Source organism: Curtobacterium sp. PhB172, from assembly GCF_003752545.1.
GTDB lineage: Bacteria > Actinomycetota > Actinomycetes > Actinomycetales > Microbacteriaceae > Curtobacterium.
The window spans coordinates 224,816-248,774 of sequence record NZ_RKIF01000008.1 but is presented as its reverse complement, the minus strand read 5'-3'; the positions used below and the strand labels follow the sequence as shown (position 1 = coordinate 248,774).

The window sequence follows — 23,959 nt, the reverse complement described above, 5'->3', positions numbered from 1 at the left end:
GGCAGGCGGTCCGGTCCAGTGCCCGTGGACCTGTGGAGGGGCACGCGGGTGTCGGTCGTCCCGGCTACCCTGGTCGCGTGGTCACCGCCCTGTATCGCCGTTACCGGCCCGAGAACTTCGCCGAGCTGATCGGGCAGTCGCAGGTCACCGACCCGCTCCGCACGGCGCTCCGCACCAACCGCGTCAACCACGCCTACCTGTTCAGCGGCCCGCGCGGCTGCGGCAAGACGACCTCGGCCCGCATCCTGGCGCGGTGCCTCAACTGCGCCGAGGGGCCGACCGACACCCCGTGCGGCGTCTGCCCGAGCTGTGTCGAGCTCGCCCGCGACGGCAGCGGTTCGCTCGACGTCATCGAGATCGACGCCGCGAGCCACAACGGTGTCGACGACGCGCGCGACCTCCGTGACCGCGCCGTGTTCGCCCCCGCGCGCGACCGCTATAAGATCTTCATCCTCGACGAAGCGCACATGGTCACCCCGCAGGGGTTCAACGCGCTGCTCAAGCTGGTCGAAGAGCCCCCGGAGCACGTCAAGTTCATCTTCGCGACGACCGAGCCGGAAAAGGTCATCGGCACCATCCGGTCGCGTACCCACCACTACCCGTTCCGGCTCGTGCCGCCCGCGGTCATGCTCGAGTACATCGAGCAGCTCTGCACGCAGGAGTCGGTGACGGTCGCACCCGGCGTCCTGCCCCTGGTCGTGCGCGCTGGCGGCGGTTCCGTCCGCGACACCCTGTCCCTGCTCGACCAGCTCATCGCCGGCAGCGAAGACGGCGCGATCGCCTACGAGCGTGCGGTCGCCCTGCTCGGCTACACCGACGCTGCGCTGCTCGACGACGTCGTGGACGCCCTCGCCGTGGCCGATCCAGCCTCCGCCTTCGCAGCGATCGACCGGGTCGTGCAGACCGGTCAGGACCCGCGTCGGTTCGTCGAGGACTTGCTCGAGCGACTGCGCGACCTGATCGTCGTCGCGGCGACGAACGAGAGCGCCGCGGCGGTCCTGCGCGGTGTCTCGCCGGACGAGCTCGACACCATGACCCGGCAGGCCGGTGTCTTCGGTGCCACCGGGCTGTCCCGCGGCGCGGACATCGCGAACAAGGCGCTGACCGACATGACCGGAGCGACCTCGCCCCGGCTGCACCTCGAGCTCATGACGGCCCGCATGCTCGTGCCCGAGGCCGACGACACCCAGCGCGGTGCCCTCGCCCGGGTCGAGCGGCTCGAGCGCCGCGTCGGCGTCGGGGACGCCGGCGGCCACCAGGCACCGTCCGGCGCGGTCGCAGCGCAGGGGTCGGCACAGCCGGCCGCCACCAGCACGGCGCCCGCACCGGCCCCGTCGTCGACTGCGGCACCGCGTCGGCAGGTCCCCGCCACGCAGCAGGACCCCGCCGCGCAGCAGGCCCCGGCCGTCCAGCAGGCCGCGGCGGCGCAGCAGGAGCCCGCCGCGGCGTCGGCGAACGCGGCTCCTGCGGCGCAGTCCGACGCCGGCAGTGCGGCGCGTGATGCCGCAGCCTCCTGGGCCGCAGCCGTCCCGAGCGCTCCCGAGCCCGCTGCTCCGACCTCCCCGGCCACGGAACCCGTCAGTGCTTCGTCCACGGGCCAGGGCACGACGATCGGTGACGAGCCGGCGGTCCGGACCGTCGGCGCCGTGGGCTTCCAGCAGATGCGCGACGCCTGGCCGCAGATCGTCGAGCACGTGCAGCACGCCAAGCGGTCGGCGTGGTCGGTGGTCGTCACCGCTCAGGTGACCGCGCTGCGCGACGACGTGCTGACCCTGACCTTCCCGAGCCAGCAGGACGTCGCCTCGTTCAAGGAGATGTCCGACCCCTCGGCCAGCGTCAGCGAACTGCTCCGCGCCGCGATCATGGACGTCATCGGGCTCCGCGTGAAGTTCGTCGCTCGCGGTCCCGGGGGCCCTGGTCAACAGCGCACCCCGGCCCCCACGCAGCAGCCGTCCGCGCCGGCCGGCCGTCCGGCGCCGGCGAGCCAGCCCGCCGCGCAGCCACAGGCGCAGCCGCAGCCGCAGCCGCAGCCGCAGCCGCAGGCATCGTCGGCGCCGCGGTCCGCCGCGCCCGCTCCGACGTCGCCCCCGGCCTCCGAGGCTGCTGCAGCCACCGGGGACGGTCCGGCCGCCGCTGCCGAGGCCGCTGCCTCCGCAGCGCCCGACACGACGGCGGCACCCGAAGCCGCGGCGTCCACGCCCGAGTCCGGTCCCGCCGCCACCGAGCCGGAGCCCCGTCCGGCGCAGGCACCCGCTCCGGCGCAGGCACCCGCTCCGGCGCAGGCATCCACTCCCGAGCAGGCGCCGGCTGCCGAGCAGGCGCCGGCACCCGCTCCTGCACAAGCGCCCGCACCGTCCGGCGCACCCGTCACCGACTGGGCGGTCGCGACGATCCCCGCGAGCGACCCCACCGCCGACGCCGTGCCCGAGTCCGTCGAACCCGGCTGGGCGGCACCCTTCGGCACCGCTCCGGCTGCCGCGCCCGTCGCCCCGGCGGAGTCCGTCGACCCGCAGCAGCCCCGGTCCGAGGCGCCTGCGCAACCCGCCGGTGCCACCGCACCGCAGGGGGTGCAGCCGGCCGACGGCGGTCCGCAGGCGGCGTCGTCGACGGTCGCCGCGCCTCCCGGAGGACCCGTCGTACCGGGCGTGCCCGTCGACGACTACCCGCTGGACGACGAACCGTACGACGACGGCGGGCCGTTCCCGGACCCCGGTCACGGCCGATCCGCCGCAGCGCCCGCGCAGGCGCCGGCCGCCCTGCGCGCGCAGACCGCCCCGCCGGCCGCACCGCGGACCGCACCACCGGCACGTCGTGCGCCGGTCGCCGGTCGCTACGGTGAGGCCGTGGTGCGTGAGATCCTCAATGCCCAGTTCATCGAGGAGACCGCTCTCCACCAGGACGGTGCCTGATGTACGACGGGATCGTCCAGGACCTCATCGACGAGTTCGGTCGCCTGCCGGGCATCGGCCCGAAGTCGGCGCAGCGCATCGCGTTCCACATCCTGCAGACCGAGTCGTTCGACCCGTCGCGGTTGTCCGAGCTGCTGGCGGACGTCAAGGAGCGCGTGCGCTTCTGCGAGATCTGCGGCAACGTCACCGAGAACGTCCAGTGCAGCATCTGCCGCGACCCGCGCCGGTCGCCGGCCACGATCTGCGTGGTGGAAGAGGCGAAGGACGTCGCAGCGATCGAGCGCACCCGTGAGTTCCGCGGGCTCTACCACGTGCTCGGTGGCGCGATCAGCCCGATCGACGGCATCGGCCCGGACGACCTGCGGATCCAGCAGCTCATGACGCGCCTGGCCGACGGCACGGTCGAAGAGGTCATCATCGCGACCGACCCCAACCTCGAGGGCGAGGCGACGGCGACCTACCTGAGCCGGCTGCTCGTCCCGATGGGCATCCGGACGACCCGGCTGGCCTCGGGCCTGCCGGTCGGCGGCGACCTCGAGTACGCCGACGAGGTCACGCTCGGCCGTGCGTTCGAGGGCCGTCGCGTCGTCGGCGGCTGAGCCCCACGCAGGATCGTTGCGTGTGGGGCGGCTCGCACGCAACATCCTCGAAACACCGACTACCATTGTGAGACCGCGTGACCTCGCGGTGTCGCCGTCTCCGGGAGTACCAGCCAGTGGCCTTGATCGTGCAGAAGTTCGGTGGATCCTCCGTCGCGGACGCCGAGAGCATCAAGCGCGTGGCGAAGCGGATCGTCGAGACGAAGAAGGCCGGCAACGACGTCGTCGTGGCGGTCTCGGCGATGGGTGACACCACCGACGAACTCGTCGATCTGGCCCACTCGGTCACCCCGATCCCCGCCGGCCGTGAGCTCGACATGCTCCTGACCGCGGGGGAGCGCATCTCGATGGCGCTGCTCGCGATGGCGATCAAGAGCCTCGGGGTCGAAGCCTCGTCGTACACCGGCAGCCAGGCGGGCATGCTCACCGACGCGCAGCACGGCAAGGCGCGCATCGTCGACGTCACCCCGAAGCGCGTGCGCGAGGCGCTCGACTCCGGCCACGTCGCCATCGTCGCGGGGTTCCAGGGGTTCAACCGCACGACGGGCGAGATCACCACGCTCGGCCGGGGCGGCTCGGACACGACCGCCGTCGCCCTCGCTGCCGCGCTCGACGCCGACGTCTGCGAGATCTACACCGACGTCGACGGCATCTTCACCGCCGACCCTCGTGTCGTACCGAAGGCCCGCAAGGTCGACCGCATCACGAGCGAGGAGATGCTCGAGCTCGCGGCGTCCGGCGCCAAGGTCCTCTACATCCGCGCCGTCGAGTACGCCCGCCGGCACGGCGTCACCCTGCACGTCCGGTCCTCGTTCAACAACACCGAGGGCACCATCGTCTACAACCCTGCCGAGGGGGAAACCGTGGAAGAACCGATCATCACCGGGATCGCCGGAGACCTCTCCGAGGGGAAGATCACCGTCGTGGGCGTCCCGGACCAGCCGGGCAAGGCCGCCGAGATCTTCACCAACGTCGCACGCGCCGGGGCGAACATCGACATGATCGTCCAGAACGTGTCGGCGGCGTCGACCGGGCGGACGGACATCTCGTTCACCCTGCCGAAGGACCAGGGCCAGACCGTGCTCACGGCGCTCGAGGTCGCGAAGTCCGACATCGGCTACGAGAGCATCCAGTACGACGACCAGATCGGCAAGCTCGCCCTGGTCGGTGCCGGCATGCGTACGAACGCCGGCGTCTCGGCGAAGCTCTTCCGCGCGCTGCACGACGCGTCGATCAACATCGAGATGATCTCCACCTCGGAGATCCGCATCTCGGTCGTCACCCGCGCCGACACCCTCAACGAGGCGATGCGGGTCGTGCACAACGCGTTCGACCTCGACGCCGAGGCCGAAGCCGTCGTCCACGCCGGCACCGGCCGCTGACCCACGCTGACCCGCTGAACCAGGAGCACCGCATGAGCACCCTCACCGTCGCCGTCGTCGGCGCCACCGGACAGGTCGGCGCCGTGATGCGTCGTCTGCTCGAAGAGCGCGCGTTCCCGGCCGACCAGGTCCGGTTCTTCGCGAGCGCCCGGTCCGCCGGCACGACCCTGCCGTTCCGTGGCGAGCAGATCGTGGTCGAGGACTCCGAGCTGGCCGACCCGTCGGGCATCGACATCGCCCTGTTCTCGGCCGGTGCCACCGCCTCGCGGGCCCTCGCGCCGAAGTTCGCCGCAGCCGGGGCACTCGTCGTCGACAACTCGAGCGCCTGGCGCATGGACCCCGAGGTCCCGCTCGTCGTGAGCGAGGTCAACCCGCACGCGATCGACCAGGCCCCCAAGGGGATCATCGCGAACCCCAACTGCACCACCATGGCGATCATGCCGGTGCTCAAGGTGCTGGACACCGAGGCCGGGCTCCGCCGTCTGGTCGCCACGACCTACCAGGCCGTCTCCGGCTCCGGGCTCGCCGGCGTCGAGGAACTGCTCGGCCAGGCGCGTGCCGCCCTCGAGCAGGACACCGCAGCGCTCACCCACGACGGTTCCGCCGTGACGTTCCCCGAGCCGGTCAAGTACGTCCGCCCGATCGCCTTCGACGTCGTGCCGCTCGCCGGCAGCATCGTCGAGGACGGCCTGGGGGAGACCGACGAAGAGAAGAAGCTCCGCAACGAGAGCCGCAAGATCCTCGAGCTCCCCGACCTGCTCGTCGCCGGCACGTGCGTGCGTGTGCCGGTCTTCACCGGTCACTCCATATCGGTGCACGCCGAGTTCGAGCGTCCGCTGTCGCCCGAGCGTGCGACCGAGATCCTGTCGAGCGCACCCGGCGTGGAGCTGTCGGACGTGCCGACGCCGCTGCAGGCCGCCGGCCAGGACCCCGCGTTCGTCGGTCGTATCCGTGCCGACCAGTCCGCACCCGAGGGGCGTGGGCTCGCACTGTTCGTCAGCAACGACAACCTGCGGAAGGGTGCAGCGCTCAACGCGGTGCAGATCGCCGAGGCGATCGTCGCGCGCCGCACCGTCGCCGCGTAGCGGCACCGTCGCCGCGGAGCGGCAGAGTCGCCGCGGAGCGGCACGGCCGCACGGTCACCGCGCGCGGCTGACCGGCCTGTCGGTCGACGCCGGTAGGATCGACGGGTGGCAGTGAAGCAGGTGGACCCGATCGATGTCGTCCTCGTCGGGGGAGGCATCATGAGCGCCACCCTCGGCGCGATCATCCACCGGCTCGAGCCCTCGTGGAAGATCCGCGTGTACGAGCGTCTCGGCGCCGTCGCGCAGGAGTCCTCGAACCCGTGGAACAACGCCGGCACCGGGCACTCCGCGCTCTGCGAGCTGAACTACACACCCGAGCTCGCCGACGGTCGCGTCGAGATCGCAAAGGCCGTCACGGTCAACGAGCAGTTCCAGGTCTCGCGGCAGTTCTGGTCGCACCTGGTCGAGATCGGTACGCTGCCCGACCCGTCCAACTTCATCAACCCGACCCCGCACATCTCCTTCGTCTGGGGTGCGGACAACGTCGAGTACATGCGCAAGCGGTACGAGGCGATGCGGGGGCACCCGCTGTTCGCCGGGATCGAGTTCTCCGACGACCCCGCTCAGATCCGCAAGTGGGCGCCCGCGCTCATCCCCGGTCGCAAGAAGGACCAGCCGATCGCCGCGACCTACTCGGCGGCGGGCTCCGACGTCGACTTCGGGTCGCTCACCCGGCAGCTGTTCGACCAGCTCGAGCTCGACGGGCTCGAGTTCGAACCGAACCACCAGGTCAAGAACATATCGCGGGGCAAGGACTTCGACGGCTGGGCGCTCGACGTCCTGAACGAGGTCGGTCGGTCGACGCAGAAGATCGCCGCGAAGTTCGTCTTCGTCGGTGCCGGTGGTGGGGCCCTGCAGCTGCTGCAGAAGTCCGGCATCCCGGAGATCCGCGGGTACGGCGGCTTCCCGGTCTCCGGCGAGTTCCTGCGCACTGACGATCCCGAGGTCGTGCAGAAGCACGCAGCCAAGGTCTACGGCAAGGCCAGCGTGGGGGCGCCGCCGATGTCGGTGCCGCACCTGGACACCCGCATCGTCGACGGCAACGCGTCGCTGATGTTCGGGCCGTACGCCGGGTTCAGCCCGAAGTTCCTGAAGCAGGGGTCGATGCTCGACCTGTTCAAGTCGATCCGACCGCACAACCTGCGCCCGATGCTGAGCGTCGCGTTCTCGAACTTCGACCTGGTGCGCTACCTGATCGGCCAGCTGCTCGCCTCGAAGCAGACGAAGTTCGACGCGCTGCGCGACTTCATGCCGAGCGCCGAGCCCGAGAACTGGCACAAGATCATCGCTGGCCAGCGGGTGCAGGTCATCAAGCCGGACAAGGACAAGGGCGGGGTGCTGCAGTTCGGCACCGAGGTCATCACTGCCGCCGACGGTTCGATCGCCGGGCTCCTCGGGGCCTCGCCGGGGGCGTCGACCGCCGTCCCGATCATGCTCGGCCTGCTCCGGAAGTGCTTCCCCGACCGTTGGGACGGCTGGCAGGACGCGGTCCACGAGATGGTCCCGACCTACGGGCAGGACCTCGGCGACGACGCCGCCCTGGCCGACGCCACCCTCGAGCGCACGGCGAAGGTGCTCGGCCTGCACCACTGACCAGCTCCGGCTTGCGGCCCGTTCGAACATGTGTTCGAATGACGGCATGCGGTGGAGTGGACAGGCGATCGATGCCGAGCAGAGCGACGCACTGCCTGGCATGGAGTCGAACAGCGGGTTCGTCCGGAGTGTGACGACGCCCGAGTTCGCGGGTGTCACGTTCCACGAGGTGCTGGCGAAGAGCGCGCTGAACCGGGTGCCGAGCGCCGACGGCTCCGGCACCTACGGCTGGACCATCAACCCGTACCGGGGGTGCAGTCATGCGTGCGTGTACTGCTTCGCGCGGCCGACGCACACCTACCTCGAGTTCGACGGCGGGGCCGACTTCGACCAGCAGATCGTCGTGAAGACGAACGTGGCCGACGTCCTGCGGCGTGAGCTCGGCAAGCCCACGTGGGACCGCCACCCGATCGCGCTCGGCACGAACACCGACCCGTACCAGCGTGCCGAGGGTCGGTACCGACTGATGCCCGGGGTGATCCAGGCGTTGGCGGACAGCCGCACACCGTTCAGCATCCTGACGAAGGGCACGCTGCTCCGGCGCGACCTGCCGCTCCTGGCCGAGGCGGCGAAGGTGGTGCCGGTCGACCTCGCGATGTCGATCGCCGTGTACGACGACGACCTGCAGCAGTCGGTGGAACCCGGCACCCCCACGACGGCTGCGCGGCTCGCCACCGTGCGGGCGATCCGCGACGCCGGGCTCGACTGCGCGGTGTTCCTCATGCCCGTGCTGCCGTACATCACCGACACCCGTGCACACCTCGACGACGCCGTCGGTCGGGCGGCGGCGGCCGGTGCCACGAGCGTCATGTACTCCGCGCTGCACCTGCGGCCGGGCGTGAAGCCGTGGTGGTTCGAGTGGCTCGGACGCGAACGGCCCGACCTGGTGGCGCGCTACCGGGCGATGTACCTCGACAACACCTTCGCGCCGAAGGACTACCGCCGGTGGCTGTCGGAGCGCATCCGACCGATCCTGGCGACGCACGGCGTCGGCCTCGGACGCGTGGACCCGGCGACGGGGTCGATGGGCTTCTCGGACCCCTCGACGGTGCCGCAGGAACAGTCGATCCCCACGACGTCGCCGCTCAAGCGCGCGGATCCGGGCTTCGACCGCCGTCTGCTCCGACCGGTCGCGACCGAGACGTTGTTCTGAGCAACGAAGGTTGCGCGTTCGGGGGACATCGGAGCGACGTGGGGGCCGGTATCATCGACCGGGTCGCCGAACGGACGCTGTTTCGGGGTACACGGTCAGCACCGAGGTGTTTGATCGTGGGCGGCATTCCCGCCACCCGGAAGGACCCATCTCGTGCTCGGCATCCCCACGCACCTCGCTCCGCGAGTGAACGCGTGGTCGACGGTGCGGGCCTTCCACGCCGGTGCGATCGGATCGCTGGTGGCGGCGGCGATCGCGCTGCTGCTGTACCGGCTGTCCGAGCCCGACGTGCACGTGATCAGTGCGGTCCTGGCGCTCGTCCCGATGCTCGGCATGATCGGCGTGCACGTGCAGTTCGGCACCTGGCGCTCCGCGGTCGCGTTCCTGGTCGTCGGTGGTGTCTGCGCCTGGTGGTTCGCGATGGTCGTGCAGCAGCAGGTCCCGTTCGGCTGGGTCACCTCGTACCTGCTGTCGTTGGCGGTCATCCCGCTCATCCTGGTCGGCGGCGCCGGCGCGGTGCCGAGCCGCGTCGTGCTGTGGTCCTTCCTCGGGTTCCTGACCGGTCGGGTGGCGACGTGGATCGCGGTCGTCCAGGCCGACAGCCCGCCGCGTCCGCTCGTGCTCGCCTGGGTGACGCTCGGCTTCGTGGTCGTCCTGGTGCTGTTCACGAGCCGGAGCACCGGTCGGTCGGAGCGGGTGCAGCCGGAGCTGCTGCGGTCAGCGCGTGAGGAGCACGTCTCCGCGTACCGTGCCGGGGTCGAGGCCGAGGCGGCCGCGATCCTGCACGACACCGTCCTGAACCACCTCAACGCGATCGCCCTGGCGCCCGACGGGCCGATGGACCCGCACCTGGCGCGGACCGTCGAGGCCGACGTCGCCGTCCTGACCGGCAAGGGGTGGCTCGCACCGGCCGCCCGGCAGCGGCCGGGCGCAGCGCTCGACGCGTTCGCCGTCATGGTCGACGAGCACCGTGCCGCCGGTCTCGACGTCACGGTGTCCGGCGACCCGTCCGCACTCGACCGGCTCGACCAGCGCGCCGTCACGGCGCTCGTCCGCGCCGTGGGGCAGTGTCTTGCCAACGTCCACGAGCACGCCGGTGTCGACGCGGCCGAGGTCAGCGTCTTCGACGACGGTGCGTCGTGCACCGTGATGGTGGTCGACGACGGTCGCGGTTTCGACGAGGACTCCACGGGCTCCGACCGGATGGGCCTGCGTGGCTCCGTCCGCGACCGCATCGGTCGGGTGGGCGGCGACGTCCAGATCTGGTCGTCGCCCGGTTCGGGGACGAGCGTGATGATGACGGTGCCGTTCGGACCGGTCACCGCCACGACCGACGCCGTGGCCACCGACCACGTCGGCACCGCGGTCCCCGACGAGGTCGGCGGCGTGCAGGGAGCCGACCGGTGAGCGCCACGACCGAGGCCCGTCGGACCGCGCAGCAGTACGACCCGCTCGGCGCGATGGGGTCACGTCCGCTCGCGATCGGGCTCGGCGCCGCCAGCATCGTCTGGGCGCTCCTGGTGTCCGTGTTCGACCGTGACGTGGTGGGCAGTCCCACCCTCAGCGCGCTCACCGTCATCCTGGTCGCGGCGTCTGCAGCCGTCGTGTTCACCGCCTCGAGTCCGTTCCGCGCACCCTTCCCGCGGTGGGCGTTCGTCGCGCACGTCGGGTTGCTCGGCCTGGCGTCGGTGACGAGCGTCGCCGCGCAGTGGGGACCCGACCGCAGCGCCCTGAACGACTTCATGTCGCTCATCACGGCGACCGGCATCGTGATGGTCGCGCCGTACCGGCCCTGGACGGACCTGGCCATCGGCGGCGCCGTGCTCGCCGTCGTCAACGCCGCGACCTGGGGCGTCGGTGCGGCGACGTTCCCGCACGAGATCCCCGTCGCCGTCGCGGCCTTCCTCGCGGCAGCGCCGACCCTGGTGCTGACCGCTGCGTCGGCCGTCTTCGCGTGGACGTTCGCGGGCCTGGCCGAGCGGGTGCAGATCCGGGCGGGGTCCTACTCGGTCGAGCGTGCGGAGCGGGACGGCATCGCGGCGAGCGTGCAGCAGGACCGGTCGACGATCCTCGCCCGCGACGTCGCACCGTTCTTCGCCGAGCTGCGCACGCGCGAGGTCATCACCGACGCCGACCGCGAGCGGGCACGACTGATCGCCGACGGCATCCGCCGGGCGATGGTCGCCGACGCGGACCGCACCTGGTTCGAGCAGGCCGTGCGGGTCGAGGGTGGGGCCGCCCCGGTGGTCGACGACCCGGACGGGCTCACCGCGATGCTCGACGCCGACCAGCGCTCCGTGGTGCGGACGTTCCTGCGGGCTGCCTTCCGTGCCTCGACCGTCGACCCGGCCGGGTTCCGGGCAACGGTCCGGCGCGCGGACGGGCAGGACGACGCGGCCACACGCGGCGATCCAGCACGCGCCGACCCGGCCCGCACCGACCCGGCCCGCACCGACCCGGCCCGCACCGACCCGGCCCGCACCGACTCGGCCCGCGACGCTCGCGTGCTGCTCGAACTCGACCTCGCCGTGGCCGACTCCGACGTCGGGATCCACCGCACCTTCGACCCCTACTTCGCCGTCCTCCGTGTGACGTTCCCCGACCTCGACGTCGCGGTTCGTCCGTCCGCCCTCGCACTAAGGTTCTCCTATGACCAGCACTGACCCGAACAGGCTCTCGGAGGGGTCCCCGTCCCTCCCGAACCCGGGGGCACGACGTGTGCGGTTGGCCATCCTCGACGACCACGAGGTGCTGCTGGACAGCCTGTCGAGCTGGATCGCGGTGAACGCGTTCGACTTCGACCTGGCCCTGACCGCGCACACCTGGCTCGAGATGGTCCACAGCGACAGCTTCCCGACCGACCTGGTGTTCCTCGACTTCCAACTCAAGGAACCCGTCTCGATCGAGGCCCGTGTCCGCACCTGCCGTGCCGCCGGCGCGAAGGTGATCGTGCTCTCCAGCGTCGACAGCCGCGAGTCCCGCGATCGTGCCCTGGCAGCAGGCGCCGCGGCGTTCCTGTCGAAGTCCCTGCCGATGCGCGAGGTCATGGACGTCGCACGCGAGATCATGGGCGTCGCACGCGAGACCCCGCAGCCGCGGGAGTGGCGTCCGCTGCCCACCGGAGCGGCTGCGCACCAGCGTCCGAAGCTCAGCCACGGCGAGGAAGAAGCGCTCCGGCTGTACGTGTCCGGCTACTCGACCAACGAGGTCGCCGCGCAGATGAACGTGCAGTACGAGACCGCGAAGACCTACCTGCGCCGGGTCCGCGAGAAGTACAGCAAGGTCGGCCGTCCCGCCTCGAAGAAGTCCGACCTGATCCGGCGGGCCGCCGAGGACGGGTTCCTCGCGTAGTGGCGAAGCTCTACTTCCGCTACGGCGCGATGAACAGCGGCAAGAGCACGGGGCTGCTGCAGGCTGCCTACAACTACGAGGAGCGCGGCCACCGGGTCCTGCTCGCGAAGCCCGCCGTGGACACCAAGGGCGACCGTGAGATCGTGTCCCGCCTCGGCGTGACCCGCACCGTCGACCTGGTCTTCGCCCCCGATGCCGACGTCCGGTCCGCGGTCGCCGCGGCCGGCGCCGTCGACCCCGAGGCCGACCGCCTCGACGGCATGGTCCGCGCGGTCAGCTGCGTGCTGGTCGACGAAGCACAGTTCCTCATTCCGCAGCAGGTCGACGACCTGCTGCGCATCGCGGTCCTCGACGAGATCCCCGTGATCACGTACGGCATCCGCACGGACTTCCGCACCGAGGCGTTCCCGGGCAGCGCCCGCCTGCTCGAGGTCGCGCACTCGCTCGAAGAGCTCAAGACGATCTGCCGGTGCGGTCGCAAGGCGGTCTTCAACGCCCGCACGGTCGACGGCCGGTTCGTGTTCGACGGCTCGCAGGTCGCCATCGACGGTGTCGACGTCGCCTACGAGTCGCTCTGCGCCAACTGCTACCTGACGGAGTCCGGCGGCCGGCTCGACGGCGCCTGACGCGTCCTGCAGGTGACCGGCAGGCGGACGGGAGGCCCGTGGCGGCCCCGCCACGGGCCTCCCGTCCGCTCGTCGGATGCGTCCAGGGCACGTGGAATGCGCGCGTCTCGGCGCGCGTTGGTGACCACATGAGCGACGACACCCTGCACCTGTCCGTCCTGGACCTGGCGACGCGCGAGTACGGCCAGTCCAACACCGAAGCCCTGCAGGGCTCGATCGACATGGCCGTCCACGCCGAGAAGCTCGGCTACGAGCGGTTCTGGGTCGCCGAGCACCACGGCATGCCCGGCATCACCTCGTCGGCCCCCGCGGTGCTGCTGAGCGCCGTCGGCGCGGCCACCTCGACCATCCGCATCGGCTCCGGCGGCGTCATGCTGCCGAACCACGCACCCCTCGTCATCGCCGAGCAGTTCGGTACGCTCCGAGCGCTGTACGGCGACCGTGTCGACCTCGGGCTCGGTCGTGCGCCGGGCACCGACGGGGCGACCGCGATGGCGCTGCGTCGCACCGATCGGCTCGACGTCGACGACTTCCCCGACCGCCTCGCCGACCTGATCGGGTTCTTCACCGGCATGTCCTCGGACAACCCGTTGTCGGGCATCCGGGCGGTGCCGGGCTACGGCGACGTGCCGGAGTTCTGGCTGCTCGGGTCCTCCGGGTACAGCGCCCAGGTGGCCGGGGCGCTCGGCGTCTCGTTCGCCTTCGCCCACCACTTCGCGTCGGACAACACCGAGGCGGCGCTCGCGCTGTACCGCGATTCGTTCCGGCCCTCGCGGTTCCGCCAGACGCCGAACGCGCTCATCGGCGTGCAGGTCGTCACGGACGAGGACCCGGCCGTCGTCGACGAGCAGAGTGCTCCGGGGATGATCTCGTTCATCCGGATGCGGCAGGGGGCGAAGCCCGAGCCGGTCTCGATGGACGAGGCCCGTGCGTACGAGTTCAACGACCTCGAGCGTCGGTTCATCGCCGCCCGCACCGAGCGCCAGGCGTACGGCACCGCTGATCAGGTGGCGGACAAGATCAACGCGCTCGTGGAGTCCACCGGGGCGAACGGCGTGATCGTCGCTCCGGGTGCTGCGCAGGCGCGGTACCGGCACCAGGCGCTCGACGTCGTGGCGGGGCTGCACGCCGCGGGGCGGCTCGTGCGCGCTGGGGCGTCGGCGTCGGCGTCCGCGTCGGTCTAGGTCGAGTTCGCTTGGTGAGCAGAAATGGTCGGGTCGCCGTCGGGCACCCGACCATTTCTGCTCACCGAGTGGAGCGGAGCCTCAGGTGAGCAGGCCGAGGCGCGTCGCTGTAGCCACGGCGCCGACCCGCGAACCGACATCGAGCTTGCGGAACACGTTGTAGACGTGCCGCTTGACCGTGCCGATCGCGAGCTGCAGGTCCGCAGCGATCTCGGCGTTGGTGCGCGCAGCCGCGAGGAGCCGCAGGACCTCGAGTTCGCGGTCGCTGAGCGGTGTTCCCGCGCGGGCCTCGGTGACCAGGTCGACCGGGAACGTCACCGGCGCGGCGTCGGCGTGCGCGGCCCGGGCGATGCGGTCGACGAGCTCGCGGCTCGGGGTGTCCTTCGTCACGAAGTCGACCGCACCGGCGTCGAGCAGCGTCCGGCGCAGGACAGCATCGCGGTGCATCGTGAGCACCACCACGCGGATCTCCGGACGGGTGCGGCGCACCGTGGCGATCGTGGTGCGCGCCGGCGGACCGTCGAGCTCGACGTCGAGGAGCAGGACGTCGATGGCGGCAGCCTCGGGGGAGTCGAGGACGTCGGACGGACGCTCGCCGTGTGCGACCACGCGGATCGTGGGGACGGCGGCGAGGATCGTGGCCAGTCCTTCGCGGAACAGTTGGTGGTCGTCGACGATGGCGACGTGCGTGATGGTCACAGCGTGCCCCTCGGGATCGTGAGGCGGACGGTGGTGCCGGTGCCGGGGGTGCTCTCGACGTCGAGCCGCGCGCCGATGACCGCGGCTCGCTCGCGCATGGTCTGCTGACCGAGGCGCCCATCGGTGTCGGCGGCGGGGTCGAAGCCCGGTCCGTCGTCGGAGACCGTCACGACGAGGGCGGCCGGTGTCCACACGAAGTGCACCGCGGCGGCGGAAGCCGCAGCGTGCTTCCGTCGGTTCGTGAGCGCCTCGAGCAGGATCGTGAGTGCTTCCTCGGCCTGCCAGTTCGGCAGGTGCTCGGGCGTGCCCGTGGTGCTGAACGACAAGCGGTCGTCGTCGGAGAACAGGTCCCTGGCGTGCCGGGCGAGCGCATCGTCGAGCAGGGCGTCGCCGACGCGGGCGTGCAGGCTGACCGCCAGGTCCTGCACGTCGCCGAGTGCTCCGCGCAGCAGCCGTGCGGCGTCGTCGAGTTGGTCGGCCCGTTCGCCGGCCGGGGGATCGGTCAGCAGCACCAGGTCGAGTCGCTGCAGCCCGGCGAGGATGCCGTGCGCCACGCGGTCGTGCAGGTCCCGGGCGATCTGCGTGCGGGAGTCCAGGTGCGCCGTCGTGACGCGCTGGCGCAGCGCCTCGGTGTAGGCGACGGCTCCGGCGGGGAACCGGCTCCAGATGCCCGCGTGCAGGGCCCTGGTGGCACGCAGGACCTCGGCGGTGGACTCCGCGCCGACCTCGTCCACGAAGACCGGCAGGTAGGCGTCGAAGAGCATCTCCGCGGCGAGCATCGCGCCGGCGGGGTGCTGGGACTGCTCGGCGTGCAGCGATCCGGTGGCCAGGTGCTCAGGATCGAGGTACGCGCTGCTCACCACGCTGTCCTCGGCACCGGTGGCGTAGCGGGCGTGAGCCTCGGCGATCATCGACGTCACGTTGTCGACGAGGTTCTGCGTGAGGACCGGGTCGTCGGCGAGCTCGGGGAACTGTGCGGCGATCCGTTCGAGAACCGGGCGGAGGTGGTCGGCGCGTGACATCGCTGTCGAGGCTATCTGCGTCGTCGCAGCCGGGGGAGCTGCGGCCACGTCGTGTGTCGGGAGGTGTAGTGCCGAGCGCTCGACCGTGGAAAAGCAGAAGGCCCCGGTTCCGGAGAACCAGGGCCTTCTTCGTACTGTCTCAACACAGTGTCGGGGTGACAGGATTTGAACCTGCGACCTCCTCGTCCCGAACGAGGCGCGCTACCAAGCTGCGCCACACCCCGCGGTGTGATCACTCCGTACCGGAGCAACCCGACAATACTATCCGATGATCGGGGGTGCTCACGACCATCCGGCGAACTCCCGGGCGCGTCGTCAGGAGGCGCGGGCGGTGAGGGTGACGACGACCGCTTCGGGGCGGCACGAGAACCGCACCGGCGCGTAGATCGAGGTGCCGAGACCGGCCGAGACCTCGAGCCAGGACCAGTGGTTCCGGTGCTCCCACTTGTGCAGTCCGCTGACGTACCGGCGGGGCAGGTCGCTGTTCGTGACGAGCGCACCGACGCCGGGCACCTGGACCTGGCCGCCGTGGGTGTGCCCGGCGAAGATGACGTCGGCGCCCTGGGTGACGAAGGCGTCGAGCACGCGGCGGTAAGGCGCGTGCGTCACACCGATCGCGACGGGCGCGGGTCCGTCCTCGTCCTCGGACCAGGGCACCTCGCCGCGCATCTCGTCGACGTTCGTGGGGAGCAGGTCGAGGCGGTCCCAGTCGCGGTGGGCGTCCGAGGTGCCGAACAGCTCGAAGCGCGAGCCGCGGAGCTCGACGGCGTGGGCGTGGTCGTTCAGGTCGAGCCACCCGAGGGACTCGAAGAACGCCGTCTGCCGGTCGATGTCGAGCTCGACGGGCTTCGCCGCGCTGTGCGTCCGGCTCGGACCGGCGAAGTACTTCAGCGGGTTGCGCGGCGACGGCCCGAAGAAGTCGTTCGACCCGTAGGCGAACACCCCGGGCACACCGCGGAACGGCTCCAGCGCGTACTCCACCGCCGCGTTCGCCGTGGGGTGCCCGAGGTTGTCGCCGGTGTTGACGATGAAGTCCGGCTCGACCAGGGACAGGTCGCGCAGCCACTGCTGCTTGTCGGCCTGCCACGGCGCCATGTGGATGTCGGACAGGTGCAGGACCGTGACGTCACGCGACCCCGGCGGGAGGACCGGGACGGTCTCCCACCGGATGCCGAAGCGTCGGCGCTCGACCAGGGAGCCCCAGGCGAACGCAGCGGCGCCGACGGCCGCGCCGGCTCCGATGACCCCGAGGGCGGCGCGGCCGCGGGTCACTTGCAGTCCTTGGGCGCCTTGCCGTTCTTGTCGCCGTACAGCGTCAGTGTGACCGTCGAGCCCTTGCTGGCGTCCGTGTGCACGCCCGGGTCGACCGCAGCGACGCGGCACTCCTTGTCCCCGCCGCCCTTGGCGAATTGGTCGGAGATCGCGACGTTGGTCAGTCCGACCTCGTTCAGCTGCGCGCGGGCGTCGGCGAGGGGCTTGCCGGTCACCGAGGGGACCTTGATCTGCGCACCGTCCGACGTGTACACGGTGACGCTCGAGCCAGAGGACAGCAGCGAACCGCCGGCCGGGGAGGTCGAGGTCACGGTGCCGGCCGCACCGGTACCGGGCTGCGTGCCGCCGTCGACGTACGTGAACCCGGCTCCGGAGATGGCGGCGCGGGCCTCGTCGGCGGTCTTGCCCCGGAGGTCCGGCAGCGCCTTGCTGTTGCCGCGGAGCGCCGAGTTGTCGGGGTTCGTGAACGCCCCTGCCGGGTACGCCGCGTTCACCGGGGTCTGCGCCTGCTGCCAGACACTCGCTCGGACTCCGGCGTAGGTGCCGTTCACACCGTTGCTGTAGTGACGCAGGTTGTTGAGCTTGCCGTCGGTGTTGCCCTGCCAGTAGGCGGTGGCGACCCGCGAGCTCGAGCCGACGAGCCAGATCTGGTTCGCGGTGTCGGTCGTACCCGTCTTGGCGAACAGCTGCGTGCCGTCGGGGGTCTGCGCACCACGCGCGGTACCGCTGGTGATCGTGCCCTTCATGGCGTAGACCGCGGCGTGCGCGACCTCGGGGTCGAGCGCCTGCTTGCAGTCCTTGGTCTGGCCGCCGAGCTTCTTGCCGGACGGCGAGGTGACCTGCTCGATGGCGATCGGCTTGCAGTAGATGCCGTTGTTCGCGACGGCGGCGTAGGCGGCGGCCATCGTCATCGGGGCGATCTCGTTGACGCCGAGCACCGACGAGGGGGTGTACTGCAGTTCGCCGCCGTCTGCGCGGTGCACACCGAGCGAGGCCGCGGTGTCACGGATGTCGCAGAGGTCGAGCTTCTGCGCCATGTTGAGGAACGCCAGGTTGATGGACCCGGCAGTCGCTGCCGCCACCGTGTAGTTACCGCTCTCACCCGGGCTGTCGTTCTTCGGGGTGTACCCGGGCGCCGTGACGGGCGAACCGCAGGCCGTCCAGCCGGACGACATGTTCCGCGGGGCACCGCTGACGACCTCGTTCAGACCGTGTCCGGCCTTGAGCCATGCGAGCAGCGTGAAGAGCTTGTACGTCGAGCCGGTCTGGAAGCCGCCGGAGTTGCCGTACTTGTAGTCGACGCTGTAGTTGATCGAGGTGGACGTCGGCGCGGACTTCAGGGACTGGTCGTAGTCCTTGTTCTGCGCCATCGTCAGGATGCGGCCGGTGCCGGCCTCGATCGAGTTGAGCGTCGCACCGAGCGCCAGGCTGGTCTCGGCCTTGTTGTCGTAGGTGTTGACGAGCTGCTTCTGCTCGGCGTTGAGGTCGATGTTCAGCGTCGTCTGGATCGAGTAGCCACCGTTGCGCCACGCGGCGTCGCGGGCCTTCTGCGACGAGCCGAGCTGCGACATCTCCTTGACGACCTTGACGGCGTAGTCGCAGAAGAACTGCGAACCGTCGCCCACCGATGCCCGGCAGCCCTGCGACGGCTCGGTCAGGTGGACGTAGTCCTTCGGGTTCGCCGCGATGGCCTGGTCGTACTCGGCCTTCGTCAGGTTCTTCTGCGCGTACATCGACTTGAGGATGACGTTGCGCCGGGCGACGTTGGCCTCGTACTTCTTCGGGTTCGACAGGTTGCGCGCCTCGGGGTACTGCACGATGGCGAGCAGGGAGGCCGCCTCGGCCGGGGTCAGGTCGGTCGCGCTCTTGTTGTAGTAGTGCTGCGCCGCCGCCTGCACGCCGTAGGTCTGGTCGCCGAAGTAGGCGATGTTCAGGTACGCGGTGAGGATCTCCTTCTTGGAGTACTTCTTCGCCAGCCCGATGGCGAGCTTCATCTCCTCGAGCTTGCGGGGGATGGTCTGCTCGACGGCCTCGTTGTAGGCCTTCTGCTGCTCCTTCTTCGTGGGGAGCTCGAGCGCCTGGTTCATCTTGATGTTGCGGACGAGCTGCATGGTCAGCGTCGACCCACCGCCCGACTCGCCGAGCCCACCGGCGACGCTTCCGACGCCCGCGCGGATGAGCGAGGTCATGTCGACGCCACCGTGGTCGTAGAAGCGCTTGTCCTCGCCGTCGATGGCCGCGTTCTTCAGCTGGTCGCTGATCTTGTCGAACTTCAGCTCTTGGCGGTTCTGGTCGTAGACGGTCGCGAAGTGCACCGACTTGCCGCCCGAGTAGGCGTACAGCTCGTTGCGCTGCGGGAGGTCACCGATCTCGATGTACTCCGGCAGGGACTCGAACACACCGATCGTCGACGTCGTCGTGACACCGGCGACTGCGATGGCCGGCGTGACACCGATCGTGACCAGCAGGCCGGCGAGGGCACTGAACCCGACGAATCCGATGAAGGCGCCGACTGCTGAGACGGGCTTGGTCCGCGAGGCAGACGTCTTCTGGGCAGACATAGGATGCAGCCTAAACGACACCCACGACTGAAAGGCTGGCAAGGAACCGCATGACTCGCTGGGAGTACTTCACCACGCCCCTGATGATCCACAACACCACCGCCATCCTCAACAACTACGGGGACGAGGGCTGGGAGCTGGTCCAGATCGTCACCGGCCCCGAGGGTGGGCTCGTCGCGTACCTCAAGCGCCCGAAGGCCGACGCATGAGCATCGCGGACCGCCTCGCCGAGCTGGGGCTGACCCTCCCGCCGGTCGCCGCACCCGTCGCGGCGTACGTCCCCGCGGTCGTCACCGGCCAGTACGTCTACACGGCCGGGCAACTGCCGTTCGTCGACGGTGCACTTCCCGTCACCGGCAAGGTCGGGGCGTCCGTCGACGCCGAGACCGCCACCGCGCAGGCCCGCGTGGCAGCGCTCAACGCACTCGCCGCCGTCGAGTCGGTCGCCGGCTCGCTCGACCGCGTCGCCCGGGTCGTCAAGGTCACCGTGTTCGTCGCGTCGGAGCCGTCCTTCACGGGCCAGCCCGGGGTCGCGAACGGTGCCTCCACGCTGGTCGGCGAGGTCTTCGGCGATGCCGGCGTCCACGCGCGGAGCGCGGTGGGCGTCGCGGTGCTCCCGCTGGACGCTCCTGTCGAGGTCGAGCTGGTGGTGGAGCTCACCGCCTGACGGCAGCGCCCGACGGAAGGAACGTGAGCAGGGCCTCCAGTCCGAGATGGACGGGAGGCCCTGCTTCCGTTACCGGGACTCCATGAGTTCCGCGATGGTCGCCATGATCGTCGGGTCGGCCAGCGTCGTCGTGTCGCCGATGCGGCGGCCCTCGGCCGCGTCGCGGAGCAGGCGCCGCATGATCTTGCCGGAGCGCGTCTTGGGCAGCTCGGGGACGATGACCACCTGGCGGGGCTTCGCGATCGCGCCGATGCGCTTGCCCACCCAGTTGCGGAGTTCGGTCGACGCCGATTCGCGGTCGACGTCGGCGGCGGCTTCGGCGGTCAGGATGACGTACGCGACGACCGCCTGTCCGGTCGTCTCGTCGGCGGCCCCGACGACGGCGGCCTCGGCGACGCCCTCGTGCCCGACCAGTGCGGACTCGATCTCGGCCGTCGAGAGGCGGTGGCCCGAGACGTTCATCACGTCGTCGACGCGGCCCTGGATCCAGATGTCGCCCTGGCCGTCGAGCCGTGCACCGTCGCCGGCGAAGTACCGGCCGGGGAACCGCGACCAGTACGTCTCGACGAACCGGTCCGGGTCGCCCCAGATGCCGCGCGCCATCGACGGCCACGGCTCCGTGATGGTGAGGTAGCCGCTCTCGCCGGGATCGGCGCGGTTGCCGTCGTCGTCGACGATCTCGGCGACGATGCCGGGCAGCGGCGTCTGGGCGGCACCGGGCTTGAGCTTCGTGACGCCGGGCAGGGCGGAGATCATGATCGCGCCGGTCTCGGTCTGCCACCACGTGTCGACGATGGGTGTGCGGTCGTGGCCGATGACCTGGCGGTACCAGTTCCACGCCTCCGGGTTGATGGGTTCGCCGACGCTGCCGAGCAGACGGAGGGTCTCGAGACTGCGGGCCTCGGGGATCTCACGGCCGGCCTTCATCGCCGCACGGACCGCCGTCGGCGCGGTGTACAGGACGGTGACGCCGTAGGAGTCGACGATGTCCCACCAGCGGCCGGGCTTCGGCTCGTCGGGCGTGCCCTCGTAGAGCACCTGCGTCACGCCGTTCGCCAGGGGGCCGTAGACGACGTACGAGTGCCCGGTGATCCAGCCGATGTCGGCGGTGCACCAGTAGACGTCCTTCTCGGGGTGCATGTCGAACACGTTCTTGTGCGTGTACGCGGCCTGGGTCAGGTACCCGCCGGAGGTGTGCACGATCCCCTTCGGCTTGCCGGTCGTGCCCGAGGTGTACAGGATGAAGAGCGGGGTCTCGGCGGGGAACGCCTGCGCCTCGTGGGTGGCGTCCGCTTTCGCCAGTTCGTCGTGCCACCAGAGGTCGCGGTCGTTCCAGTCGATCTCGTTGCCGCCGCGCTTGACGACCAGGACGTGCTCGACGCTCTCGGTGCCCTCGCCCTCGAGTGCCTCGTCGACCGCGGGCTTGAGCGCGGAGACCGCGCCGCGCCGCCAACCGCCGTCGGCCGTGACGACGAGCTTCGCGCCGGCGTCCTCGATGCGCGCACGGAGGCTCTCGGCGCTGAACCCGCCGAACACGACGGAGTGCACGGCGCCGATGCGGGCGACGGCGAGCATCGTCACGACGGCCTCGGGGATGAGCGGCAGGTAGACGACGACGCGGTCGCCCTGCCCGACACCGAGGTCGGTGAGCATGTTCGCGGCGCGCTGCACGTCGGCGGTGAGTTCGGCGTAGGTGATGCGGCGGGTGTCGCCGGGTGCGCCCTCGAAGTGGATCGCCACCCGGTCGCCGTTGCCCGCCCGGACGTGCCGGTCGAGGCAGTTCTCGGCCACGTTGAGCGTGCCGTCGGCGAACCACTTCGCGAACGGGGCGCCGGACCAGTCGAGGGTCTGCGTGAACGGGGTGCGCCAGTCGAGCAGGCTGCGGGACTGCTCGGCCCAGAAGGCCTCGCGGTCGGCGGCGGCGGCCTCGTGGAGGTCCTCGTGCGCGACGGCGTCGGCGACGAACTCGGGCGTCGGCGGGAAGGTGGCGCCGTCGTCCTCGCGGTGGTCGGTCTGGGTCGGAGTGGACATCGATGTCCTTTCGCGTCGTTGCGTCCTCAGGGTGCGCCACGGAGACTACCCCTCGGCCGGTGCGCTGCGTGGTTCCGTGACGAGCGGCGGCCCGGGTGCGGGCCCGCCGGGCCGCGACGGTGGCGCCGGCGGTGTCCTCGTCGCGGCGGCACGTCGGGCGGGGTCGGCTGTCCCGGTCGCGGCGGCATGCCGGGCGGGGTCGGCTGTCGGTCGCGGCGGCACGCCCGGCCGTCGTGTCGGGGGTTGCCCCGAGGGGCGGATCGTGGGGTACAGTAGTTCCTGCTGGACTCGTTTCCGGCGGCACCGAATCGGATTCCCCCCAATCCTTCGGTGTCCAGGCGGCACCAGTTCCCCCCAACCGGTGCCGCCTCTTCTTTTGTCCGGGGTCCGGCTCGAGCGATCGGCGCTCGCCGACCGCTGACGATCGGCGGCGATCCGCACAGGGACGCCGGTCCGGTGGACAGACCGGTACATGCTCACGCATCGAGTGCGCGGATTGGCCGTAGCAATTGCTACTCCGCCCCGGCGCCCGTGAACGGCGGGACCTGCTCGCGTGGTCAGTCGTCGCGCCGTGTCGGGTGCTCCGCACCGAGTGGGGTACGGCTTTCCGTTTCGGGGGACAAATCGGTCCGTTGGTGCCGTCGAGCCTTACCCCTCCACAGGCTGGTTGTGGCACCCGATGCCGAAAACGGCTCTCCTCCTACGCTCTGGCGTCATGCACCGTCACCGTGCCACGCCGTTCCTGCCCGGCTCCGGGCCCTTCCTGCCGGGGGCCGGGCCGTACCTGCCCGGGGCGGGGGCTCTTCCGCCAGGGGCTGCCGCTGCCGCCCTTCGGCGCCGGACGCACGGTGTCGTCGAGTTCGAGGAACTCGCCGGGCTCGTGACGGACGCCGGGGTCACCGACGTCCTGGTCGTCGGCGGTGTCGGCACCTGGGTCGACCGTGGCGGCGGACTCGAAGCCGCCGCGCCCCGCCTGACCGAGGCGCGCACCCGCGAGCTCGCCACGCGGCTGGTGGCGCTCGGCGGACGCCACGTCGACGAGACCACGCCGTGCGCCGACGTCCGGCACGGCGACGGGATCCGGGTGCACGTCGTGCTCGCCCCGGTCTCGGTCGGTGGCACGGCGATCTCGATCCGGCTCCCACACCCCGACCGTCCGACCCTCGCCGCACTCGACCGCGCCGGCACCTTCGAGCACGTTCCGCGCTCCGTCGTCGAGGCGGCCGTGCACCAGCGCCGCAACGTCCTGGTCACCGGTGCCACCGGCAGCGGCAAGACCACCCTGCTCGCCGCGATGCTCGGCGCCGTCCCGGCCGACGAGCGGATCGTCACGGTCGAGGACGTCGCCGAGCTGCGCATCGCCCATCCGCACGTGGTCGCACTCGAGGCGCGGCAGGCGAACGCCGAGGGCGTCGGCGCGCTCGGCCTCGACCGGCTCGTGCGTGAAGCCCTGCGGATGCGCCCGGACCGGATCGTCGTGGGGGAGTGCCGGGGCGCCGAGGTCCGCGAGCTCATGTCCGCGCTGAACACGGGCCACGACGGGGGCGCCGGCACCGTGCACGCGAACGGTGTCGCGGACGTCGCCGCTCGGCTCGAGGCGCTCGGCGCCCTCGCCGGGCTCGGCGTCGAGGCGCTCGCCCGACAAGCGGTCAGCGCGTTCGACCTGGTGCTCCACGTCGAGCGTCGGGCAGGCGGACGACGGCTCGCTGCGGTGGGCGCGTTCCACGTCGGGGCGGACGGGAGGCTCGGGGTGCGCCCGGTGGACGGGGCACCGTGAGCAGGGGGTTGCTCCCGGGGCGTCGGGTCCGGCGCCCTCTGCCGTTCG

At 71.1% G+C, this 23,959-nt stretch carries 19 protein-coding genes and 1 tRNA gene; 14 read left to right on the top strand and 6 right to left on the bottom strand.

The window, feature by feature from the left end:
• Positions 1 to 77 precede the first annotated feature (77 nt).
• From EDF42_RS10880 to EDF42_RS10830, 11 genes are all read left to right on the top strand, one after another.
• Positions 78 to 2,909, top strand: a complete 2,832-nt coding sequence (locus EDF42_RS10880; RefSeq protein WP_123672341.1) for a DNA polymerase III subunit gamma and tau — start codon at positions 78 to 80, stop codon at positions 2,907 to 2,909.
• Positions 2,909 to 3,508, top strand: coding sequence for a recombination mediator RecR (recR, locus tag EDF42_RS10875; protein ID WP_111084231.1), 600 nt, complete (start codon positions 2,909 to 2,911; stop codon positions 3,506 to 3,508). Before EDF42_RS10880 ends, recR begins: the two co-directional genes overlap by 1 nt.
• A 116-nt stretch (positions 3,509 to 3,624) precedes the next feature.
• On the top strand, positions 3,625 to 4,890 hold the full coding sequence (locus tag EDF42_RS10870) for an aspartate kinase (RefSeq protein WP_123292139.1): 1,266 nt from the start codon (positions 3,625 to 3,627) through the stop codon (positions 4,888 to 4,890).
• Positions 4,891 to 4,922: 32 nt separating this feature from the next.
• A complete protein-coding gene (locus EDF42_RS10865; RefSeq protein WP_123292140.1) occupies positions 4,923 to 5,975 on the top strand; it encodes an aspartate-semialdehyde dehydrogenase in 1,053 nt (350 codons plus the stop codon).
• Positions 5,976 to 6,080: 105 nt separating this feature from the next.
• Positions 6,081 to 7,568 carry a malate:quinone oxidoreductase gene (locus EDF42_RS10860; protein ID WP_111084228.1) on the top strand — a complete coding sequence of 496 codons (1,488 nt, stop codon included), beginning with the start codon at positions 6,081 to 6,083 and terminating at the stop codon, positions 7,566 to 7,568.
• A 46-nt stretch (positions 7,569 to 7,614) separates the two neighbouring features.
• A complete protein-coding gene (locus tag EDF42_RS10855) occupies positions 7,615 to 8,721 on the top strand; it encodes an Rv2578c family radical SAM protein (protein ID WP_123672340.1) in 1,107 nt (368 codons plus the stop codon).
• 153 nt (positions 8,722 to 8,874) lie between these two features.
• Complete coding sequence (locus EDF42_RS10850) at positions 8,875 to 10,128, top strand: sensor histidine kinase (RefSeq protein ID WP_123672339.1); 1,254 nt, start codon at positions 8,875 to 8,877, stop codon at positions 10,126 to 10,128.
• Positions 10,125 to 11,384, top strand: coding sequence for a hypothetical protein (locus tag EDF42_RS18980; protein ID WP_185002786.1), 1,260 nt, complete (start codon positions 10,125 to 10,127; stop codon positions 11,382 to 11,384). Before EDF42_RS10850 ends, EDF42_RS18980 begins: the two co-directional genes overlap by 4 nt.
• A 55-nt stretch (positions 11,385 to 11,439) precedes the next feature.
• Positions 11,440 to 12,072 carry a response regulator transcription factor gene (locus tag EDF42_RS10840; RefSeq protein WP_111084224.1) on the top strand — a complete coding sequence of 211 codons (633 nt, stop codon included), beginning with the start codon at positions 11,440 to 11,442 and terminating at the stop codon, positions 12,070 to 12,072.
• On the top strand, positions 12,072 to 12,698 hold the full coding sequence (locus EDF42_RS10835) for a thymidine kinase (RefSeq protein ID WP_123672338.1): 627 nt from the start codon (positions 12,072 to 12,074) through the stop codon (positions 12,696 to 12,698). The genes EDF42_RS10840 and EDF42_RS10835 overlap by 1 nt, the downstream gene beginning before the upstream one ends.
• A 128-nt stretch (positions 12,699 to 12,826) precedes the next feature.
• On the top strand, positions 12,827 to 13,882 hold the full coding sequence (locus EDF42_RS10830; protein ID WP_123672337.1) for an LLM class flavin-dependent oxidoreductase: 1,056 nt from the start codon (positions 12,827 to 12,829) through the stop codon (positions 13,880 to 13,882).
• An 81-nt stretch (positions 13,883 to 13,963) separates the two neighbouring features.
• Here the strand turns inward: EDF42_RS10830 and EDF42_RS18660 are convergent, their stop codons facing one another.
• The 5 genes from EDF42_RS18660 to EDF42_RS10805 all read right to left on the bottom strand — a co-directional run bounded on the left by EDF42_RS18660 (position 13,964) and on the right by EDF42_RS10805 (position 19,436).
• Entirely contained in the window at positions 13,964 to 14,581 is a 618-nt protein-coding gene (locus tag EDF42_RS18660) for a response regulator (RefSeq protein WP_148067751.1), read from the bottom strand.
• Positions 14,578 to 15,603, bottom strand: a complete 1,026-nt coding sequence (locus EDF42_RS10820; protein ID WP_123672336.1) for a sensor histidine kinase — start codon at positions 15,601 to 15,603, stop codon at positions 14,578 to 14,580. The genes EDF42_RS18660 and EDF42_RS10820 overlap by 4 nt, the downstream gene beginning before the upstream one ends.
• A 150-nt stretch (positions 15,604 to 15,753) precedes the next feature.
• Positions 15,754 to 15,827, bottom strand: a tRNA-Pro gene (locus EDF42_RS10815).
• Positions 15,828 to 15,918: 91 nt separating this feature from the next.
• The gene (locus EDF42_RS10810) at positions 15,919 to 16,875 is read right to left on the bottom strand and encodes a metallophosphoesterase (protein ID WP_123672335.1); all 957 of its coding nucleotides are present in this window, start codon (positions 16,873 to 16,875) and stop codon (positions 15,919 to 15,921) included.
• Complete coding sequence (locus EDF42_RS10805) at positions 16,872 to 19,436, bottom strand: transglycosylase domain-containing protein (RefSeq protein WP_123672334.1); 2,565 nt, start codon at positions 19,434 to 19,436, stop codon at positions 16,872 to 16,874. The genes EDF42_RS10810 and EDF42_RS10805 overlap by 4 nt, the downstream gene beginning before the upstream one ends.
• A 50-nt stretch (positions 19,437 to 19,486) precedes the next feature.
• On the opposite strand from EDF42_RS10805, the gene EDF42_RS10800 reads away from it, so the two are divergent.
• Complete coding sequence (locus EDF42_RS10800) at positions 19,487 to 19,645, top strand: DUF4177 domain-containing protein (protein WP_017888699.1); 159 nt, start codon at positions 19,487 to 19,489, stop codon at positions 19,643 to 19,645.
• Entirely contained in the window at positions 19,642 to 20,103 is a 462-nt protein-coding gene (locus tag EDF42_RS10795; RefSeq protein ID WP_123338890.1) for a RidA family protein, read from the top strand. Before EDF42_RS10800 ends, EDF42_RS10795 begins: the two co-directional genes overlap by 4 nt.
• Before the next feature lie 69 nt (positions 20,104 to 20,172).
• Here the strand turns inward: EDF42_RS10795 and acs are convergent, their stop codons facing one another.
• Positions 20,173 to 22,134 (bottom strand): acetate--CoA ligase, encoded by a 1,962-nt coding sequence (gene acs, locus EDF42_RS10790; RefSeq protein WP_123338891.1) that lies wholly within the window; start codon positions 22,132 to 22,134, stop codon positions 20,173 to 20,175.
• Positions 22,135 to 22,849: 715 nt separating this feature from the next.
• Between acs and EDF42_RS10785 the strand changes: the two genes are divergently transcribed.
• On the top strand, positions 22,850 to 23,911 hold the full coding sequence (locus tag EDF42_RS10785; RefSeq protein ID WP_123338892.1) for a TadA family conjugal transfer-associated ATPase: 1,062 nt from the start codon (positions 22,850 to 22,852) through the stop codon (positions 23,909 to 23,911).
• Positions 23,912 to 23,959 lie beyond the last annotated feature (48 nt).

Bases quoted from the DNA above. Each gene is read 5' to 3' on its own strand.
- recR (WP_111084231.1), top strand. From the start codon at position 2,909: ATGTACGACGGGATCGTCCAGGACCTCATCGACGAGTTCGGTCGCCTG.
- EDF42_RS10865 (WP_123292140.1), top strand. From the start codon at position 4,923: ATGAGCACCCTCACCGTCGCCGTCGTCGGCGCCACCGGACAGGTCGGC.
- EDF42_RS10855 (WP_123672340.1), top strand. From the start codon at position 7,615: ATGCGGTGGAGTGGACAGGCGATCGATGCCGAGCAGAGCGACGCACTG.
- EDF42_RS10830 (WP_123672337.1), top strand. From the start codon at position 12,827: ATGAGCGACGACACCCTGCACCTGTCCGTCCTGGACCTGGCGACGCGC.
- EDF42_RS10820 (WP_123672336.1), bottom strand. From the start codon at position 15,603: ATGTCACGCGCCGACCACCTCCGCCCGGTTCTCGAACGGATCGCCGCA.
- EDF42_RS10805 (WP_123672334.1), bottom strand. From the start codon at position 19,436: ATGTCTGCCCAGAAGACGTCTGCCTCGCGGACCAAGCCCGTCTCAGCA.
- EDF42_RS10800 (WP_017888699.1), top strand. From the start codon at position 19,487: ATGACTCGCTGGGAGTACTTCACCACGCCCCTGATGATCCACAACACC.
- EDF42_RS10795 (WP_123338890.1), top strand. From the start codon at position 19,642: ATGAGCATCGCGGACCGCCTCGCCGAGCTGGGGCTGACCCTCCCGCCG.
- acs (WP_123338891.1), bottom strand. From the start codon at position 22,134: ATGTCCACTCCGACCCAGACCGACCACCGCGAGGACGACGGCGCCACC.
- EDF42_RS10785 (WP_123338892.1), top strand. From the start codon at position 22,850: ATGCACCGTCACCGTGCCACGCCGTTCCTGCCCGGCTCCGGGCCCTTC.